Below are 16,671 nucleotides of genomic sequence, written 5' to 3'. Positions count from 1 at the left end.
AGGTGGGGGGCGGGTGGTGGTTGTCCGGTCGGTGGGGGTGGGTCAAGGGCGGAGGCGGAGGCCGCGGGGGGTGGCGTGGAAGCCGCTGTGTTCCAGGAGGGGGGCGAAGGGGGACGTCAGGGCGGGGGAGCCGTTGATTCGTTCCACGGTGACCGTGCCCAGGGCGCCCGCTTTTGCTGCCGAGGCCAGCGCCGCCGCGGCGGTCGGCAGGCGTGGGTCCTCGGAGGGGTGTGCGTCACCCGGTGCCACCGGCCAGGCCAGGAGTGACTTGCCGCCGCGCTCCATGTACAGCGTCAGCTCGCCGTCGACCAGGACGACCAGTGAGCCCGCCTTCCGGCCCGGCTTGTGGCCGGCCTCGGTGGGCGGATCGGGCCACGGCAGCGCGGCCCCGTACGCGTTGGCGGGGTCGGCGGCGGCCAGCACGACGGCCTGGGCGTCGGACGGCCGGGAGTCCTCCGCGCGCTCACGGGCGTTGGCCCCCGCCCGCAGCCGGTCCACGGCGCCGTCCATCGCGAACTGCGCGGCCCCGAGACCCTCCACCACATAGCCGCGCCGTGCCTGGCCGTTGTCCTCGAAGGCCGACAGGACGCGATACGCGGCAGAGAAGCCGCCCTCCACTCCTTCTGCCGCGACCGCTCCGCGTGTCACCACGCCGTGCCGGTCGAGGAGCGTTCGGGCCAGGGCGTGGGCCCGCAGGGTCGGGTCGGGCTCGCGGGCGGGCAGCAGCGACCACCGGCCCGCGACCGTGGGCGGGCCGGTGCGCGAGGTGGGGCGGGCCGTGGCCGTGAGCGTGCCGTACCGTCCGCGCGGGATGCTGCGCTTGGCCCGGTGGGCGGTGGAACCGGCGGTGCGCCCCGAACCCAGGAGGGAGCGCATCGGGGCGAGCGTGTCGTTGGTGAGACGGCCGGACCACGCCAGGTCCCAGACGGCGTCCGCCAGTTGTGGATCGGAGACCTCCGGATGCGTGGTGGCGCGGACCTGGTCGGCGATCTGCCGGAAGAACAGGCCATAGCCTCCGGAGAGGGCGTCCAGGACCGACTGGTGGAGTGCCGTGAGTTCCAGGGGGTGTGGTGGTGGGAGGAGGAGCGGGGCCGCATCCGCCAGGTAGAGGGTGATCCAGCCGTCCTTGCCGGGGAGGGCTCCGGCGCCCGCCCAGATCACCTCTCCGGCCGCTGTCAGCTCGTCGAGCATCGCTGGGGTGTAGCCGGTGACCCGGGACGGGAGGACGAGCTTTTCCAGGGCGGACGCCGGGACCGATGCGCCCTGGAGCTGCTCGACGGCGCGCACGAGGCCGTCGATTCCGCGCAGGCCGTGTCCGCTCAAGTGCTGCCACTGCGGCAGGAATTGGGCGAGCGCGGCCGGTGGCACCGGCTCCAGTTCGTGCCGCAGGGCGGCCAGCGAGCGGCGGCGCAGACGGCGCAGGACGGTGGCGTCGCACCACTCCTGGCCGATCCCCGCCGGGTGGAACTCCCCTTGTACGACACGGCCGTTCGCCGCCAGGCGGTGCAGCGCCCCGTCCGTGACCGCCGCCCCCAGGCCGAAGCGGGCGGCGGCCGCGGCGGAGGTGAACGGGCCGTGGGTGCGGGCATAGCGCGCGAGGAGGTCGCCCAAGGGATCCTTGACGGGCTCGGTGAACGCCTCCGGGACGCCGACCGGGAGCGCCGTGCCGAGCGCGTCCCGCAGGCGGCCCGCGTCCTCGATCGCCGCCCAGTGGTCCGCGCCGGCGACGCGGACCCGGATGGCGCGGCGGGCGCCGGCCAGCTCCTCGGCCCACTCGGGCTCCGCACCGCGCTCGGCCAGCTCGGCGTCCGTGAGCGGTCCGAGGAGGCGCAGCAGGTCGGCCACGCCTTCGACGTCCTTGATGCGGCGGTCCTCCGTGAGCCACTGGAGCTCCTGCTCCAGGGCCGCGAGGACGTCGACGTCGAGCAGCTCGCGCAGCTCGGCCTGGCCAAGCAGTTCGGCGAGGAGGCGGGAGTCCAGGGACAGGGCGGCGGCGCGGCGCTCGGCGAGCGGTGAGTCGCCCTCGTACAGGAACTGCGCCACGTACCCGAACAGGAGGGAGCGGGCGAAGGGCGACGGCTCCGGGGTGGTGACCTCGACGAGGCGGACGCTGCGGGACTCGATGTCGCCCATCAGCTCGGTCAGGCCCGGCACGTCGAAGACGTCCTGGAGGCACTCCCTGACCGCTTCCAGGACGATGGGGAAGGAGCCGAACTCGCTGGTGACTTCGAGGAGCTGGGCGGCGCGCTGGCGCTGCTGCCACAGGGGCGTGCGCTTTCCGGGGCTGCGGCGCGGCAGCAGCAGGGCGCGGGCGGCGCATTCGCGGAAGCGCGACGCGAACAGCGCCGAGCCGCCCACCTGGTCGGTGACGATCTGGCGGATCTCGCCCTTGTCGAAGGCCACGTCGCCGGCGCCCACGGGGGCCTGCTCGGGGTCGAGGGCGGAGTCCACGGTGATGTCCACCGGCTCCTGGTCGAGCAGGTCGAGGCCCATCAGGTCGGCGTCCGGAAGGCGCAGGACGATGCCGTCGTCGGCGTGCATCACCTGGGTGTCCATGCCGTACCGCTCGGTGAGGCGGGCGCCCAGTGCCAGCGCCCAGGGGGCGTGCACCTGGGCGCCGAAGGGGGAGTGCACCACCACGCGCCAGTCGCCCAGCTCGTCGCGGAAGCGCTCGACCACGATCGTGCGGTCGTCCGGGATGTGACCGCATGCTTCGCGCTGCTCGCTGAGATACGCCAGGACGTTGTCCGCGGCCCAGGTGTCCAGGCCCGCGGCGAGCAGGCGTGCGCGCGCGTCGGCCGCGGGCAGTGAGCCGATCTCCCGGAGGAACGCGCCCAGGGCGCGGCCCAGTTCGAGCGGACGGCCGAGCTGGTCGCCCTTCCAGAACGGCAGCCTTCCCGGAACGCCGGGGGCGGGGGAGACCAGGACGCGGTCGCGGGTGATGTCCTCGATGCGCCAGGAACTCGTGCCGAGGGTGAAGACGTCGCCCACGCGGGATTCGTAGACCATCTCCTCGTCGAGCTCGCCGACGCGGCCGCCGCCCTTCTTCGGGTCGGCGCCCGCGAGGAAGACACCGAACAGGCCCCGGTCCGGAATCGTGCCCCCCGAGGTGACCGCCAGGCGCTGCGCCCCAGGCCGCCCGGTGACCGTGCCCGCGACGCGGTCCCACACCACGCGCGGGCGCAGCTCGGCGAAGGCGTCGGACGGATAGCGGCCGGCCAGCATGTCCAGGACGGACGTGAACGCCGACTCCGGGAGCGAGGCGAACGGCGCGGCGCGGCGGACCACGGCCAGCAGGTCGTCCACCTGCCAGACGTCGAGGGCCACCATGGCGACGAGCTGCTGGGCCAGCACGTCCAAGGGGTTCGCCGGGACACGCAGGGACTCGATGGAGCCCGTGCGCATCCGCTCTGTGACGACGGCCGCCTGGACCAGGTCGCCGCGGTACTTCGGGAAGACGACTCCCGTGGAGACCGCGCCCACTTGGTGGCCCGCGCGGCCCACCCGCTGCAGTCCGGAGGCCACGGAGGGGGGTGACTCGACCTGCACCACCAGGTCCACCGCCCCCATGTCGATGCCCAGCTCCAGGCTGGACGTGGCGACCACGGCCGGCAGCCGGCCGGCCTTCAGGTCCTCCTCGACCTGGGCGCGCTGCTCCTTGGAGACCGAGCCGTGGTGCGCGCGGGCGAGCACCGGCGGCGCGCCCTGCGCGGCGCCCGACTGCGCCATCACCTCCGCCGGACTGTGGTCGTCCGGGAGGGCCTCGCCCGTCGCGCGTTCGTACGCGATCTCGTTGAGGCGGTTGCACAGGCGCTCCGCCAGGCGGCGGGAGTTGGCGAAGACGATCGTCGACCGATGCGCCTGCACGAGGTCGGTGATGCGCTCCTCGACATGCGGCCAGATCGACGGGCGCTCCCCTTCCTGGTCGGAGTCGGTGGCCGGGGAGCCGCCCAGCTCGCCCAGATCCTCGACCGGGACGACCACGGAGAGGTCGAATTCCTTGCCCGACGGGGGCTGGACGATCTCCACCCGGCGCTGGGGCGACAGATAGCGCGCCACCTCGTCCACCGGGCGGACCGTCGCCGACAGGCCGATGCGGCGCGCGGGACGCTTCAGGAGGGTGTCGAGCCGCTCCAGGGACAGCGCCAGATGGGCGCCGCGCTTGGTGCCCGCGACGGCGTGCACCTCGTCCACGATCACTGTCTCGATGCCCGTCAGGGCGTCCCGCGCGGCGGACGTGAGCATCAGGAACAGCGACTCGGGTGTCGTGATCAGGATGTCCGGCGGGCGGGTGGACAGCGCGCGGCGCTCGGCGGCCGGGGTGTCACCGGAGCGGATGCCCACGCGCACCTCGGGCTCGGGCAGGCCCAGACGCACGGACTCCTGGCGGATGCCGGTGAGGGGACTGCGCAGATTGCGCTCCACATCGACCGCGAGGGCCTTCAGGGGCGATACGTACAGCACCCGGCAGCGCTGCTTGGGGTCGGCCGGGGGCGGGGTCGAGGCCAGCTGGTCCAGGGCGGCGAGGAAGGCGGCCAGGGTCTTGCCGGATCCGGTCGGGGCGACCACCAGCACGTCCGAGCCCTCCGCGATCGCCTGCCACGCCCCGGCCTGGGCGGACGTGGGCGCGGAGAAGGCCCCCGTGAACCAGGCGCGGGTCGCGGGGGAGAAGCCGTCGAGGGCAGCTTGGGGGCTGCGAGCGGACCTGACCATGACCCCATCGTGCACCCCGCCACTGACAATGGCTCCGACCTGCGAAAAGGGTTTGCACCCGTGGCGCAGAATGGGGGTATGGCAGGTTCGGCGGAGCAGGCGCGGCACTGGACGTACGCGGAGCTGCCCGGCGTCGACCTGCTGCGTGCCCACTACGTCCGCAAGACGTTCGCGCGCCACACCCACGAACACTTCGTGATGGCCGCGATCTCTCAGGGCGTCGACGTCTTCCGGCACAGCGGCGCCGACCGGCACGCGGGGCCCGGCAGTCTCGCCCTGATCAACCCCGACACCCCGCACACCGGCCGCGCCGGAGCCCCCGAGGGCTGGCGGTACGGAGCGGTCTATCCGGCCCCGGACGTGGTCGCCGCCATCGCCGCGGAGACGACCACCCTGCGCGGGACGCCGGGCTTCGTCCTGCCGGTGCTCGACGATCCGTACGCGGTCGCCCTGGTCCACCGGGTGCTGCGGGCCGCCGAGGAGGGCAACGCGCTGGCCGCCGACACGTTCCTGCGGGTCGCCGTGACCCGGCTGCTGCGGCTGAACGGCGGCAACGTGCCGCAGCGCGGTGTGCGCTCGGCGGGCGCGAGGGTCGCGGCACGCGCGCGTGCCGTCCTGGAGGAGCGGCTCGCCGACCCGCCGAGCCTGGAGCGGCCCGCCGAGCCTGGAGCGGCTCGCGGCCGATCTCGGGGTGAGCTCCTTCGCCCTCCTGCGCGCCTTCCGCGACGCGTACGGCATGCCGCCGCACGCCTGGCTGACCGACGCGCGCGTGCGGCGTGCCCGCCATCTCCTGGACGCCGGTACGACGCCCGCCGATGCGGCCGTCGCCGTCGGGTTCACCGACCAGCCGCACCTGAACCGGCACTTCGCCCGGATCGTCGGGGTGCCTCCGGGCGCCTATCAGCGCGAGCGCAAGAACGTACAAGACCGCGCGGACTCCCTGCTCGTAGCGTCCACGGCGTGGCAGAGCGAACATCATCCGCAGAAATACCCGGGTGCCCGGCGGGCGCCCCTGACGCAGCCGATCGGAGGGACGGCGCCGGGCCCGGACGTGCCGGTGGATCTCTAGGAGGGCAGCACGTATCGGCGCACGAGGACGGGCAGGCATACGCGGCCGACGCCGCGGGCCGCCCCGACACCGCCGACGTCACGGACCGCCCCGACACCGCGACCGTCAGCGGCCGCCCCGACTCCGCCGTGGTCCGTGACGCCCTCGGCGTCGGAGTCGCCGTCGGCCTCTCCGGCTTCGCCTTCGGCGTCACCTCGGCCGGCAGCGGCCTCACTGTGGCGCAGACCTGTGCGCTGAGCCTGCTGGCCTTCACCGGTGCGTCGCAGTTCGCTCTGGTCGGCGCGCTCGCGGGTGGCGGGAATCCGCTCACGGCCTCGGTGGGAGCCATCTTCCTCAGCATGCGCAACGCCTTCTACGGCCTGCGGCTCTCCCAACTGCTCGCCCTCCCGCGCGCGGTGCGCCCCCTCGCCGCCCACTTCGTGATCGACGAGACGACGGCCGTCTCCCTGGCGCAGTCGGGGCGGCGGGCCGTCCGCATCGGCTTCGCCGTCACCGGGATCAGCCTGTACCTCCTGTGGAACCTCACCACGCTCCTGGGCGCGCTCGGTGCCGAGGCGATCGGCGACACCGACACCTGGGGACTCGACGCCGCGGGTCCCGCCGTGTTCCTCGCGCTGCTCGCCCCGATGGTGCGCACCGCCACGGAGCGCGCGGTCGCCGCGATCGCCGTCCTTCTGGGGCTCGGACTGCTTTCGGTGCTGCCCCAGGGAGTGCCGGTTCTCGCCGCCGCGCTGGCCGTGCCGATGGTCCTCTACGGAGTGCGCCGCAAAACACCTGGATCCGACGTGGACGGAGGGAAGGGCCGTTGAACATCTGGACCGCCATCGCCGTGACCGCCGTCGGCTGCTACGCCGTCAAGCTGGCGGGCCTCCTCGTGCCCGTGGGCGCCCTGGAGCGGCCGCTCGTCAAGCGCATGGCCGCGCTGCTGCCGGTGGCGCTGCTGGCCGCTCTCACGGCCCAGCAGACCTTCGCCGACGGCCGGGCCCTCGTGCTCGACGCCAAGGCGGCCGGCCTCGCCGCGGCCGCCGTGGCGCTGCTGCTGCGCGCGCCCTTCCTGCTCGTCATCGCGTCGGCCGTGCTCGTCACGGCGGGGGTGCGGGCGATGACGGGCTGACGGACGCCCGGGCGGCGAGCCCCGGCCGGTGGGGCAGCGGACCTCAGCCGATGCGCCGCCCGTACGCCCGCAGCGTGCGCAGCGCCTCGATCGTGACCATCGGGCGGCACTCCAGGGACGTACTCGGAGCCCACTGCCGCCACCGGATCGGCCAACCGCCGTCTTCTTGTTGCTCGTTCAGCAGGAAGTCCAGGGAGCGTGCCATCTCGTCGTCCGTGAACCACGCGCGGGCGAGCGATTCGGGTGCCTTCGCGTAGTCGTGCGCGAAGTGGTGCTCGCCGGGGCCGTACCCCGGAGGGACCGGGTTGGCGTCGGCGTGCTCGGGGTCGAGGACCACCAGGCGCTGCTCGCGTACGAGGCGGCCGAGGCGGTCGGCGGCCGCCTCCGCGCGCGGGCGGTCGGGCGCCCCGTCCAGGAAGGCGACGGCCGCCATGATCTCGTACGGATGCGACTTCTCCAGGGTCTCCACGCTCTGCCAGCAGAAGTCGGTGGCGCGGAACAGCCAGGCGTGCCACACCTCGTTGCGGTGCAGCAGGCCCACCACGGGCCCGGTGGCGAGCAGTTCGCTCGGCGGGTCGTCCACCACGGGCACGAACGGCGCCGAGGGGTATCCGCGTTGGCTGGGATGAATCGCCGGCAGCGCGCCGTCGGGCGTCGACACGGAGGTCAGATAGCGGCACACGCGCTCCACGCGCATGCCGCCGCAGCGGCGGATGGTGTCCAGGACGCGCAGCGCGTGCCCGGTGTGCAGCGGCTGGCTCACGGGGCCGCGCAGATCGGGCTCCAGCGCGTGGCCGTATCCGCCGTCCTCATTGGCGTACGCGGACAGCGCGGTCTCCACGGCGTCGGCGTTCCAGGCACCGCCGTCCAGGAAGTGGTACGCGAACCGTCGCTGTTCTAGGACGCGCGCGGTGAGCCAGACGAACTGCTCGGCGCGGGCGAGCGGGGAGGAAGCGGCGTGCGGAGACGCTCCGTTTTCGGCCATGTTCCGAAGGTAGGGCGGAACGCGGCGTCGGCAAGCCCTCTGCGCAGGGCTGCACTCTCAGGGGCGCGATACTGAAGGCATGCGGTTGACGGTCTTCTGGCAGCGGATGGCGGCTCACTTCGGCGCGGGGTACGCCGACACCTTCGCGCGCGATCATGTGATGACGGGGCTCGGCGGGCGCACGGTGCACCAGGCGCTGGACGCGGGCTGGGAGGCGAAGGACGTGTGGCGGGTGGTGTGCTCGGCCATGGACGTACCGGCTGAAAAGCGCTGATACCGGCACCTTGCGGGCGCTCCTCGCGCTCCCTGCGCGTGTCCCCCGCGCGCGGGGACGCGCTCACTGCGTCCGCCGGCCCCCAAAACCGGGGGCGGCGGCCGAATGCCGACGGCGTGGGCGAGACTGGCACGGTGGCACCCACAGACGAGACCGCGCAGATCACTTCCGAGGCAGCACCGCCCGGCACCACCCCGCCCGCCCAGCCCCCCGCCGGGGCGGAGCAGGCGCGTGGCGCCGGCATGCCGCGCTGGCTGCCGCGCGCCATGGTGCTCGCGCTCGCTCTGGTCGCCTGTTTCCAGCTCGGCAGCTGGGCCTTCCACCAGCTCACCGGGCTGCTGATCAACATCCTGATCGCGTTCTTCCTCGCCCTCGCCGTCGAGCCGGCCGTGAGCTGGATGGCGGCGCGCGGATTGCGCCGCGGCCTGGCCACGGCCGTCGTCTTCCTGGGCGTCCTGGTCGTGAGCGCGGGCTTCGTCACGATGATGGGGTCGATGCTCGCCGGCCAGATCGTCGACATGGTCGAGGACTTCCCGGACTACCTGGACAAGGTCATCCGCTGGATCAACCAGACCTTCGACACGGACCTGTCCCGGGTCGAGGTCCAGGACAGCCTGATCCACTCCGACTGGCTGCGGAAGTACGTGCAGAACAGCGCCAGCGGCGTCCTGGACGTCTCCGCGCAGGTGCTCGGCGGCCTCTTCCAGCTCCTGACGATCCTGCTGTTCTCGTTCTACTTCGCCGCCGACGGGCCCCGGCTGCGGCGCGCGCTGTGCTCCGTGCTGCCGCCCGCCAAGCAGGCCGAGGTGCTGCGCGCCTGGGAGATCGCGGTCAACAAGACCGGCGGTTATCTGTACTCCCGCGGCCTGATGGCGCTGATCTCCGGCATAGCGCACTACATCCTGCTGCAGGTCCTCGAAGTGCCCTACGCCCCCGTGCTCGCGGTCTGGGTCGGCCTGGTCTCCCAGTTCATCCCCACGATCGGCACGTACCTGGCGGGCGCCCTGCCGATGCTGATCGCCTTCACCGTGGACCCCTGGTACGCGCTGTGGGTGCTGATCTTCGTCGTGATCTACCAGCAGTTCGAGAACTACGTCCTGCAGCCCAAGCTCACCGCCAAGAGCGTGGACATCCACCCGGCGGTCGCCTTCGGGTCGGTCATCGCGGGCACGGCGCTTCTCGGCGCGGTCGGCGCCCTGGTCGCGATCCCGGCGGTCGCCACGCTGCAGGCGTTCCTGGGGGCGTACGTGAAGCGGTACGACGTGATGGACGACCCCCGCGTCCACGGGCACCACCGCCGGGGCGGCTCGCCCCTCCTCGCGCGTGTACGGCGCGCGCTGACGGGGCCGGGAGACGACGACCGCACGGCCTGATGCCCGCGTAGTCCCTCAACATGCCCGCGCAGTCCCTCCACGCGTCCGCGCAGCCTCTCCGCGACGGCTGGCCGAACGCCTCCTGAAGCCGTGTGCGCCCGCCGACTCCTTCGTTCGTCGCCGCGTGGTGCGCTTGACAGCAAAATCGAACATCCATTCATATAGGGGTTCTGGCGGCGTTGTTCCGGGGGTTCACGGGGGGATCTCCGGCCGACGCCGGTGGATCGCGGCGGGCGGAACGCCCGAGTTATCCACAGGCCGGGCGGCCGTCGGGGCGCATTGTCAGTGGCAGGCGTTAGCGTCTTTGACGTGAAGCGATCGACTCAAGCAAACCGGGTGGAACCCATGGCAGGAACCGACCGCGAGAAGGCGCTCGACGCCGCGCTCGCACAGATTGAACGGCAATTCGGCAAGGGCGCAGTGATGCGCATGGGCGAGCGGCCGAATGAGCCCATCGAGGTCATCCCCACCGGGTCGACCGCGCTTGACGTCGCGCTCGGCGTCGGCGGCATCCCGCGCGGCCGCGTGGTGGAGGTGTACGGCCCGGAGTCCTCCGGCAAGACGACCCTGACGCTGCACGCCGTGGCCAACGCGCAGCGGGCCGGCGGCGCGGTGGCCTTCGTGGACGCGGAGCACGCCCTCGATCCGGAGTACGCGAAGAAGCTCGGCGTAGACATCGACAACCTCATCCTGTCCCAGCCGGACAACGGCGAGCAGGCACTGGAGATCGTCGACATGCTGGTCCGCTCCGGCGCGCTCGACCTGATCGTCATCGACTCCGTCGCGGCCCTGGTGCCGCGCGCGGAGATCGAGGGCGAGATGGGCGACTCGCACGTGGGTCTGCAGGCCCGCCTGATGAGCCAGGCCCTGCGGAAGATCACCAGCGCGCTCAACCAGTCGAAGACCACCGCGATCTTCATCAACCAGCTCCGTGAGAAGATCGGTGTGATGTTCGGCTCCCCGGAGACCACGACCGGTGGCCGGGCGCTGAAGTTCTACGCCTCGGTGCGCATGGACATCCGCCGCATCGAGACCCTCAAGGACGGCACGGACGCGGTCGGTAACCGCACCCGAGTCAAGGTCGTCAAGAACAAGGTCGCGCCGCCCTTCAAGCAGGCCGAGTTCGACATCCTCTACGGCCAGGGCATCAGCCGTGAGGGCGGCCTGATCGACATGGGTGTGGAGCACGGCTTCGTCCGCAAGGCCGGTGCCTGGTACACGTACGAGGGCGACCAGCTCGGCCAGGGCAAGGAGAACGCCCGCAACTTCCTCAAGGACAACCCCGACCTCGCCAACGAGATCGAGAAGAAGATCAAGGAGAAGCTGGGCGTCGGCGTGCGCCCGGAGACCCCGGCGGAGCCGGGCGCGGACGCCGCGGTCGCGGCCGCCCCCGCCGCGGACGACGCGGCCAAGACGGTGCCCGCCCCCGCGGCCGCCAAGACCACCAAGTCCAAGGCCACGGCGGCCAAGAGCTAGGCCGTGACGCGACGAACCGACTGGGCGGACCACCACGCCGACCGCCCGGCACGAAGCCGCTCCGATGCCGTCGGCGGCGCCGATCCGGACGGCTTCGCCTCGGCAGGCTTCGGCTTGGGCGGCTTCGCCTCCGGTGGCCCTGGCCCGGACCCGGACTATGCCGACCTGGAAGCGCCGGTCGGCGGCGAGGGCCGCGGTCCGCGGGGTGGCCGTGGCGGCAGGAGCGGCGCAGGCGGCCGTCGGCGGCGCGGCGGCTTCGGCGGCCAACAGGATCGCGGTTCCCCGTCCTCGTCGAGGGCCGAGGACGGGGAACCGCCCACGGGGGACACGGGGGACCCGGCCGAGCGGGCGCGGGCGATCTGTCTGCGCCTGCTCACCGGGACACCGCGCACGCGCAAGCAACTGGCCGACGCGCTGCGCAAGCGGGAGATCCCCGAGGACGTGGCGGAGGAAGTGCTCTCCCGCTTCGAAGAGGTCGGCCTGATCAACGACGAGGCGTTCGCGGACGCCTGGGTCGAGTCCCGGCACCACGGCCGTGGCCTGGCCAGGCGGGCGCTCGCGCGGGAGCTGCGTACCAAGGGCGTGGACTCGGCGGTGATCGACGAGGCCGTCGGACAGTTGGACTCGGAGCAGGAAGAGGCCACCGCCCGCGAGCTGGTCGCCCGCAAGCTCCGCTCCACCCGCGGCCTCGACCGCGACAAGCGGCTGCGCCGCCTCGCGGGCATGCTCGCCCGCAAGGGGTACGCGGAGGGCATGGCCCTCCGCGTGGTGCGGCAGGCGCTGGAAGAAGAGGGGGAGGACACGGAGGAGCTGGGGTACGAGGGGTTCTGAGCGAGGCGCCCCTCGGCCCCGGGGTAGGGACAACCCCACCCTGAAGATGCCTGGTCGCCGCAGTGCACAGAACCCTGTGCACAGACGACTGTGTACGCATGGTTCAGGAAGAGAGCACGACTGACCACGGCGTCGTGACCGGTGCGGGCGGCGAACCCCAGCCCGTCCCCCAGGAGTTGAACGACCTCCGCGCCCTGAGGGCGCTCGCGCAGCCACGGCGGCAGCAGATGCTGCAGCACCTCACCGTGCACGGGCCCGCCACCTCCGCGACGCTGGCGCGAGCCCTCGGGCTGAACACCGGAGCCACCAGCTACCACCTCCGCGAGCTTGCCCGATACGGCTTCGTCGAGGAGACACAGGGCTCCGGTCACGGCCGCGAGCGCTGGTGGCGCCTGGTCCCGGGCGATCGTCGTTTCCCGCCCCGCAGTCGGCAGAGCGCCGAAACGCGGCTCGTCATGGACGAGTTGAACCACCACGCGTACGCCGCCGACCTCGAACTCTTCGAGCAGCTCCAGCGGGAGACGGGTGGCGCCGAGGCGGGCGAATGGGCCGACGCCTTTCCGTACTCGCGCGGCACGATGCGGCTGACCGTGCCCGAACTGCGCGAGTTCTTCGAGGAGTACATCGCGCTTCTCAACCGCTACAAGCGCTCCGACGCCGACACCCCGACCGGTGCCCGCACCGTACTCACCCGCTTCCTCGCCTTCCCGGCACCGGCCCCCGCCCCCGCATCGGCCCCGGCCGCCGCCCACGCCCCGGCCCCTGAGCCCGCGCCCGCACGCGACGAGGCCGCCGCAGACAACCGAAAAGAGACCGAGACGTCATGATGCTGCGCTACGCACTGCAGACAATCCGGGACCGCAAGGGCGGGTTCCTCGGTGCCTTCGTCGCGTTGATGTGCGCCGCAGCGCTCATCACCGCCTGCGGCACGCTCCTGGAGACGGGCCTGCGCGGCACCATCCGCACCGAGCGCTACGCGGCCGCACCCGTGATCGTCTCCGGGGACCAGAACGTCCACCAGCGGACGGTCAAGCACAAGAAGGGCAAGACCAAGGTCAAGCACAAGGCCAAGCCGATCGCCGAGCGGGCGTGGCTGCCGAGCGGCATCACGCAACGTCTCAAGGACGCCCCCGGAGTCGGCGAAGTGGTCCCCGAACTCACCTTCCTGGCCCGGCCGTTGACGCCCACCGGCGTGATGGACGCGAGCCGGCCCTCGTACGGACATGCCTGGGCGTCGGCCGCGCTCACGCCCTTCCTGCTCGTCGACGGCCGGGCCCCGCGCGCCGCGTCCGACCTCGTCGTCGACCGCGGCCTCGCCGACCGCGCCGGCCTCGAACCCGGCGACCGGCTCACCGTGCAGTCGACACAGGCCCCGCGCACGTACCGAGTGACGGGCATCGCCGCCCCCGGCCGGGGCGCCGGAAGCGGGGGGAGCCTCGCGCACCAGACCTCGCTCTTCTTCTCCGCGCAGGAAGCCGAGCGCCTCGCCGCCCACCCGGGCCGCGTCACCGCTGTGGGCGTCACCCCGGCCAAGGGTGTGCCCGCCGACGAGCTCAAGGCGGCGGTCAAGAAGGCCATCTCCGGGACGACAGCGCAGGTCAGCAGCGGCGGAGACCGTGGGGCCGTGGAGTTCCTCGACGCCGCGGGCGCCCGGGTGAAGCTCGTCAGCGTCGGCGGCGCGATGGGCGGCACCTCGCTGCTCGTGGCCGTCCTCGTGGTCGTCGGCACTTTCGCGCTCTCCGTCCAGCAACGCCACCGCGAACTGGCCCTGCTGCGCGCCATCGCCGCGAGCCCGAAGCAGATCCGCAAGCTGCTCGGCCGTGAGGCCCTCATCGTCGGAGCGGTCGCGGGAGTGCTCGGCGCGCTCGCCGGGATCCCGCTCGGGGCGCTGCTGCACGACGAGTTCGTGGCGCGGGGCGCCGTCCCGGCGACACTCGACCGCGTCGTCGGCGTCTTCCCGCCGCTCGTCGGCGTCGCCGCGACACTCCTGGGCGCCTGGGCCGCCGCACGCCTCTCCGCACGCCGCATCGCGCGGATCCGCCCGGGCGAGGCACTCGCGGAGGCGCGCGTGGAACCCGCACGGCCCACCTGGGCCCGGATCGGCGCGGGCCTCGCCCTCCTCGCCGGAGGCGTCGTCCTCGTCGTCCTCCTCGGCAACCTGCGCACCGAGCCCGCCTCGACTCCCGTGACCTTCCTGGCCGTTGTCGTCCTCGCCACCTCCGTCGCCCTGCTCGGACCGCTCATCGTCAGGGCGACCGCCGCCCTGCTCGCCCGCCCGCTGCGGCTGACCGGCCCAGGCGGCCGCCTCGCGCACGCCAACCTCCGCGGCAACGCCGCCCGGATGGCCGCCGTCGTCACCCCCCTCGTCCTGCTCATCGGCATGACCTGCACCGTCCTCTTCGTCCAGCCCACGCTCGGCGCCGCGGCCCGCGCCCAGGCACGCGACGGCGTCCGCGCGGACTGGACCCTGGCCGCGAGCGGCCCCGGCGTGCCGGGGCAGGCCGCACGGCAGCTCCGGACGGCCGATGGCGTCGAGGCCGTCACCGAAGTCGTCCGCACGACCGTGCGCGTCGGCCTCGACAAGTACCCCGCGCAGGGCGTGACCCCCGCCGGGCTCGACCGCACCTGGGACCCGGACGTCACCGCGGGCTCGCTGACGTCCTTCGGCGCGGGCGACGTCGCCGTCAGTGAAGTCGCCGCCGACCGCCTTCACTTGAAGCCCGGGAGCAGCCTCAAGCTCACGCTCGGCGACGGCACCCCGACCACCCTCGAAGTGACCGCCGTCTACGCGCGCGGGCTCGGCTTCGGCGATCTGACCATGGCGCACGACCTGGTCGCCCGCCACGTTGACAACCCGCTCGCCGCCACGGTCCTCGTCAAGACCGAACGTACAAAGGACCAACTCGCGGCGGCCCTGAAGAAGTTCCCCGACGTACGCGTTCTGTCACCCTCCGCTGTCGGTGACCTCCAGGCCGAGCGCGGGCAGGAGAACGCCGAGGTGAACTACGTGGCCATGGGCCTGGTTCTGGCCTTCACCGCGATCGCCGTCGTCAACACGCTCGCGATGTCGGTCTCCGAACGCGTCCGGGAGTTCGCGCTCCTGCGCCTGGCGGGCGCCACACGCCGCCAGGTCCTGCGCATGCTGCGCACCGAGGCGCTGGCCGTCCTGCTCCTCGCGACGGCACTCGGCAGCGGCATCGCGCTCGCCGTCCTGACCGGGTTCAGCGTCGGCATGACCGGCACCGCGGCACCGGCGGTCCTGCCCCTCGTGTACGCGGCCGTGGTCGCCGTCGCCGGACTGCTCGCCCTGACGGCGACGGCCCTTCCGGGCCGGGCGGCCCTCAAGTCGCGCCCCGTCACCGTCGCGACGGCCAAGGAGTAAGGGGCCGTACGCACGCGGTAAGGGGCGGTCCACAATGGCGGTCTGCCCCTTACCGCGGTGGTCTGCCCCTTACCGCCCCTCTTGGACCGGCAGCCCCGCCGCCTTCCACGCCTGGAACCCGCCGATGAGGTCCGTCGCGTGCCGCAGCCCCAACTGCCGTAGGGAGGCCGCCGCGAGGCTCGACGCGTAGCCCTCGTTGCAGAACACCACGATCCGCAGCTCATGGCTGACCGCCTCGGGTGCGCGATGGCTGCCCTGGGGATCGAGGCGCCACTCCAGTTCGTTGCGCTCGACGACGAGGGCGCCGGGGATCAGGCCGTCCCGCTCGCGCAGCGCCGCGTACCGGGTGTCGACGAGCAGCCCGCCCGATCCAGCGATGTCGTACGCCTGCTCCGGAGTGACCCGATCGAGCCCGCGCCGCACTCGTTGCAGCAACTCGTCGATCCCGACGGGGGATTGGGGTGCGCCGGAGGCGGGCGCCGGTGCGGGCACTCCGGGGACGCCGTTCAGTTCCAGGCCCGCGCTCACTGCCAGTCCTCCGGACGCTCGACGTGTTCGAGGCGCAGTACGGCGCCGGTGCGGCTGTAGCGGCGGATCTGCGGCAGTGGCGGGTAGTAGGCGTGCACGGAGACGGCGTGTCCGGTGGTGGACTCGTTGAGCACCTCGTGCACGTGGTTGCGGCCGAACGCGCGGCCCTGGCCGGTGGCGAGGCGTCGTTCGCGGTCGACGCCCTCGGTGAGTTCCAGGGTCTTCCAGCCGTCGGTGGGCAGGCGGGCGGCGAGGGAGTTCTCCTTGAGGGTGCCCGCGGCGGTGGTGAAGGCGCCCACCGACTCGGCGTGGTCGTGCCAGCCGGTACCGGTGCCCGGTGGCCAGCCGATCAGCCATGCCTCGCTGCCGTGGGGGCCCTCCAGACGCACCCAGGTGCGGCCCTCCGGATCAAGGGGCAGCGAGGCGATGAGGTCGGTGTCGGCCGCGGTGCGGCGCACGAAGTCGAGGAGCTCGGCGGAGGTGGGGGCGGGGGCCGGTACGGACGCGGGGGCTGCGACGGAGGCAGAGGCCGGTACGGAGGCAGACATGAGGGCCGTCCTGTGAGTTCGCGGAAGTGCGCGCCGACGCGTGGCGCGCGCAGAAGGTGGAGATGGCGAATTCAGCGAGACGGCCGACACACGCAGCCCGCATAGCGGACGAGGTCCATATGGACCCTCCGCCACAGGCGAACAGCGGTGTCGGTCATGGTCCGGAGTAGACCACGGAGCCGGGAGACGGTCAACTCATGTTCATCATCCGGTCGGTCGGTCGCCTCCGGGTGGGACGCCGGGGGCTTCGATCCGGTCGTTTCCGCTGGTCGGGGCGGTGTCCGGAGCCTTGTTCGGGGTGCTGTCCGGGGCGCCGGACGGGCCCTCGGCAGCACCGGTGGACGCGTCGCCAGCCTCCCGGCCCGCGTCCGCGGCGGC

The 16,671-nt window shown here is 72.9% G+C and carries 13 protein-coding genes and 1 pseudogene; 9 read left to right on the top strand and 5 right to left on the bottom strand.

The window, feature by feature from the left end; all coding sequences use genetic code 11:
- Positions 1-42 precede the first annotated feature (42 nt).
- The gene (locus STRAU_RS30720) at positions 43-4,713 is read right to left on the bottom strand and encodes an ATP-dependent helicase (protein ID WP_016644315.1); all 4,671 of its coding nucleotides are present in this window, start codon (positions 4,711-4,713) and stop codon (positions 43-45) included.
- Positions 4,714-4,791: 78 nt separating this feature from the next.
- Here STRAU_RS30720 and STRAU_RS30715 point away from each other — a divergent pair.
- From STRAU_RS30715 to STRAU_RS30705, 3 genes and pseudogenes are all read left to right on the top strand, one after another.
- Positions 4,792-5,782: pseudogene (locus tag STRAU_RS30715) on the top strand (AraC family transcriptional regulator).
- Positions 5,783-5,910: 128 nt separating this feature from the next.
- Complete coding sequence (locus STRAU_RS30710; protein ID WP_037663002.1) at positions 5,911-6,591, top strand: AzlC family ABC transporter permease; 681 nt, start codon at positions 5,911-5,913, stop codon at positions 6,589-6,591.
- Entirely contained in the window at positions 6,588-6,896 is a 309-nt protein-coding gene (locus tag STRAU_RS30705; protein WP_016644313.1) for an AzlD domain-containing protein, read from the top strand. The genes STRAU_RS30710 and STRAU_RS30705 overlap by 4 nt, the downstream gene beginning before the upstream one ends.
- Before the next feature lie 43 nt (positions 6,897-6,939).
- On the opposite strand, the gene STRAU_RS30700 is transcribed toward STRAU_RS30705, so the two are convergent.
- On the bottom strand, positions 6,940-7,881 hold the full coding sequence (locus STRAU_RS30700) for a prenyltransferase/squalene oxidase repeat-containing protein (RefSeq protein WP_016644312.1): 942 nt from the start codon (positions 7,879-7,881) through the stop codon (positions 6,940-6,942).
- Positions 7,882-7,960: 79 nt separating this feature from the next.
- Here STRAU_RS30700 and STRAU_RS30695 point away from each other — a divergent pair, with 79 nt between their 5' ends.
- From STRAU_RS30695 to STRAU_RS30670, 6 genes are all read left to right on the top strand, one after another.
- The gene (locus tag STRAU_RS30695; RefSeq protein ID WP_016644311.1) at positions 7,961-8,155 is read left to right on the top strand and encodes a DUF3046 domain-containing protein; all 195 of its coding nucleotides are present in this window, start codon (positions 7,961-7,963) and stop codon (positions 8,153-8,155) included.
- A gap of 134 nt (positions 8,156-8,289) precedes the next feature.
- Entirely contained in the window at positions 8,290-9,528 is a 1,239-nt protein-coding gene (locus STRAU_RS30690) for an AI-2E family transporter (RefSeq protein WP_016644310.1), read from the top strand.
- A gap of 345 nt (positions 9,529-9,873) precedes the next feature.
- Positions 9,874-11,004 carry a recombinase RecA gene (gene recA / locus STRAU_RS30685; RefSeq protein ID WP_037663000.1) on the top strand — a complete coding sequence of 377 codons (1,131 nt, stop codon included), beginning with the start codon at positions 9,874-9,876 and terminating at the stop codon, positions 11,002-11,004.
- A 3-nt stretch (positions 11,005-11,007) separates the two neighbouring features.
- Positions 11,008-11,835: a recombination regulator RecX gene (recX, locus tag STRAU_RS30680; RefSeq protein ID WP_016644308.1), complete on the top strand. Its 828-nt coding sequence runs from the start codon at positions 11,008-11,010 to the stop codon at positions 11,833-11,835.
- A gap of 98 nt (positions 11,836-11,933) precedes the next feature.
- The gene (locus STRAU_RS30675) at positions 11,934-12,662 is read left to right on the top strand and encodes a winged helix-turn-helix domain-containing protein (protein WP_016644307.1); all 729 of its coding nucleotides are present in this window, start codon (positions 11,934-11,936) and stop codon (positions 12,660-12,662) included.
- Positions 12,659-15,217: an FtsX-like permease family protein gene (locus STRAU_RS30670; protein WP_016644306.1), complete on the top strand. Its 2,559-nt coding sequence runs from the start codon at positions 12,659-12,661 to the stop codon at positions 15,215-15,217. The genes STRAU_RS30675 and STRAU_RS30670 overlap by 4 nt, the downstream gene beginning before the upstream one ends.
- 69 nt (positions 15,218-15,286) lie before the next feature.
- Here STRAU_RS30670 and STRAU_RS30665 read toward each other — a convergent pair whose 3' ends face one another.
- From STRAU_RS30665 to STRAU_RS44525, 3 genes are all read right to left on the bottom strand, one after another.
- Complete coding sequence (locus STRAU_RS30665) at positions 15,287-15,727, bottom strand: rhodanese-like domain-containing protein (protein ID WP_052029355.1); 441 nt, start codon at positions 15,725-15,727, stop codon at positions 15,287-15,289.
- A gap of 14 nt (positions 15,728-15,741) precedes the next feature.
- On the bottom strand, positions 15,742-16,293 hold the full coding sequence (locus tag STRAU_RS30660) for a cupin domain-containing protein (protein ID WP_016644304.1): 552 nt from the start codon (positions 16,291-16,293) through the stop codon (positions 15,742-15,744).
- Positions 16,294-16,364: 71 nt separating this feature from the next.
- The gene (locus STRAU_RS44525) at positions 16,365-16,451 is read right to left on the bottom strand and encodes a putative leader peptide (protein ID WP_310592286.1); all 87 of its coding nucleotides are present in this window, start codon (positions 16,449-16,451) and stop codon (positions 16,365-16,367) included.
- Positions 16,452-16,671: the final 220 nt, after the last annotated feature.

It is taken from the genome of Streptomyces aurantiacus JA 4570 (genome assembly GCF_000414115.1).
GTDB lineage: Bacteria > Actinomycetota > Actinomycetes > Streptomycetales > Streptomycetaceae > Streptomyces > Streptomyces aurantiacus_A.
The sequence above is the reverse complement of the archived record's forward strand: the minus strand, read 5'-3'. Positions and strand labels throughout refer to the sequence as shown.